Source organism: Marinobacter sp. UBA2498 (genome assembly GCF_002341575.1).
Classification (GTDB): Bacteria; Pseudomonadota; Gammaproteobacteria; order Pseudomonadales; family Oleiphilaceae; genus Marinobacter; species Marinobacter manganoxydans.
On record NZ_DDOI01000057.1, the window covers coordinates 1,757 to 3,921 of the forward strand.

At 53.7% G+C, this 2,165-nt stretch carries 3 protein-coding genes and 1 pseudogene; 3 read left to right on the forward strand and 1 reads right to left on the reverse strand.

Annotated elements, in window-relative coordinates:
- A pseudogene (locus tag B2W52_RS06785) lies at nucleotides 1–268 on the reverse strand (IS110 family transposase); the annotation flags it as partial.
- A 119-nt stretch (nucleotides 269–387) separates the two neighbouring features.
- Between B2W52_RS06785 and B2W52_RS06790 the strand changes: the two are divergent.
- The 3 genes from B2W52_RS06790 to B2W52_RS06795 all read left to right on the forward strand — a co-directional run bounded on the left by B2W52_RS06790 (nucleotide 388) and on the right by B2W52_RS06795 (nucleotide 2,030).
- Nucleotides 388–663, forward strand: coding sequence for a hypothetical protein (locus B2W52_RS06790; protein WP_008169776.1), 276 nt, complete (start codon nucleotides 388–390; stop codon nucleotides 661–663).
- Between the two features lie 131 nt (nucleotides 664–794).
- Nucleotides 795–1,280 (forward strand): GNAT family N-acetyltransferase, encoded by a 486-nt coding sequence (locus B2W52_RS22300; RefSeq protein WP_008169773.1) that lies wholly within the window; start codon nucleotides 795–797, stop codon nucleotides 1,278–1,280.
- A 369-nt stretch (nucleotides 1,281–1,649) separates the two neighbouring features.
- A complete protein-coding gene (locus tag B2W52_RS06795; RefSeq protein ID WP_008169771.1) occupies nucleotides 1,650–2,030 on the forward strand; it encodes a hypothetical protein in 381 nt (126 codons plus the stop codon).
- Nucleotides 2,031–2,165 lie beyond the last annotated feature (135 nt).

The window sequence follows — 2,165 nt, forward strand, 5'->3', positions numbered from 1 at the left end:
CGTCGTTCTTGCTGCTCTTGCGGTACGGAGCGACAAAGCGGGGTGCAATGATCCGGGCATCGTGGCCGAGCTTGGTTAACTCCCGAGCCCAGTAATGGGCACCGGAACAGGCCTCCATGCCGATCAGGCACGGTGGCAGTTGTGCGAAGAACGCCAGCAGTTTAGGACGATTGAGCCGTTTGCGAACCACGACCTTGTCGTGTTGATCGGTGCCATGAATACTGAACACAGTTTTCGCCAGATCGATGCCGATGGGTGTAACATTCATGATGGCTTCTCCTGCTTTCGCTTGAAGACTTCGACACCTTCAATGTGGCACATCGATGCTGAGGGAGCAGGGGGAGTCCATATCATTCGTTAACAGGCAACCAGCAAAGGAGGTGCAAAATGCTATCCCGAGAGCAGTCGGAGGCGGCTTCGAAAGCCGTTCTTGAGCCCAAGCGCCGGCAGTTGTCTCTGAGACAGGAAAGTAATCGCCAGCGAGAAGAATTTTGGGAAGCCCATAGGCAAAAGGCGGTCGTCGGTCTGGTAGGCTTTGGTTTGGGTGGTACGCTGGGGTATTACGCTATTGGAGATGTGTTTCCCTGGAATATGGTTGGGGTAGGTATTGGTTTTGCACTGGCTACGATTTGCCGAGGTCTTGGTATTCCAGTTAACAAGTAGCTCCAGTACGTTCCGGCCCTGACGGGCCTTCACCGGACCGCCTTTTCTTCGCGTTCGCTCCGCAAAGGCGGCCGCTAAGCATGGCGATACTCACATAGGTCGCGATACGTGCCAACATGAAAATTCGTGGAATGTCACAGTCTGATCTCCCGGCGATTTCTCGCATACAGAGGGAATGCTATAGCGAGGCCATTCTTGAATCCGTAGATTCATTTTCGGCAAAGCTCTCTACCTCTCCTCATTTCTGTTTTTCCGCAGTCCAAGGGCAGCTGGTGGTGGGCTACGTTGTATCTTTACCATGGGTGTTCGGCGAAATACCCGAGCTGGATGGCAGTGAGTATTCGGTGCCTCCAAATGCGGATGGCTTGTATATCCACGATATGGCAGTAACGCCCTCCGCTCGTGATCTAGGTGCTGCAAAACACATGCTGAACGCAGTACTAGATACCGCAAGCCAGAGGGGTTACAAGCGGATATTCTTGGTTGCTATCCAGGGAGCATCATCGTATTGGATGCGCCATGGATTCGAGGTTGTGCCGGCAGGCGCGTCGCTTAAGAGAGACCTATCTGCATATGGGCGAGAAGCGGTATATATGGCTAGTGTCCCGTCTGGCTAATTCCTCAATCTACTGAGCTTCTGAGAAGCCGAAGAGCTAGGCGTGCTGGTGAAGGTTTGGTGGTTCCAAATCGAGACAGCAGAACGACGCTTTTCGGCTTCTCAGAAGCTCCCGAAGGGCTTGCCTCTGAGGACTCTGAGCCGGTGTTGTCAGTCCTTGATGTGGAACCACCACATCTGCAGACTGACGCCTTGGTCAGAGTCCTCAGAGGCAAGCAGTAGATTAAGGAATTAGCCAGACGAGACACTAGAAGTGAGAATTAGTATCAAGTGCAGGCACAGCGACGTCCACTACATTTACATTGCGCCTTCGGCTACATTCCGTGGGCGCGCATGCTGCAAGCGTTAAATTCAGGGAGGAAACGCGAACATGGAGAAAGTTGTCACAGGCCTGTTGGTGCTCGTAGGCATCATTCATCTTCTGCCCGTTTCCGGGGTGCTGGGCGTGGAGCGGCTGGCCGCTTTATATGGCATTTCCTTGGGGGAGCCCAATATCGAAATCCTGATGCGCCACCGGGCTATCCTGTTTGGACTTCTCGGTCTGTTCTTGGTGTATGCAGCTTTCCAGCCATCGTTGCAAACATTGGCAATTGTCGCTGGCCTCGTCAGCGTTGTGTCCTTCATCGCGATTGCGTGGTCAGTTGGCGGGTACAATGAGTCCGTTCGCAAGGTCGTCATCGCAGACATTGTCGCCATCATCGCGCTCATTGCTGCGGGGGTAATTCATGGCGTCGGTCGCAACCAAATTTAACAAGGCGCAGCAATTCACGGCCTGCGGCCGCCCTTTACATTGCGGCGGCGCCTCCATTTCAAGGGCGCCGTTGTGCGCTGGCGTTATACAGACTAACCCGGATTTCTCATGACGGGATAAAAGAAAGCGGCTGAA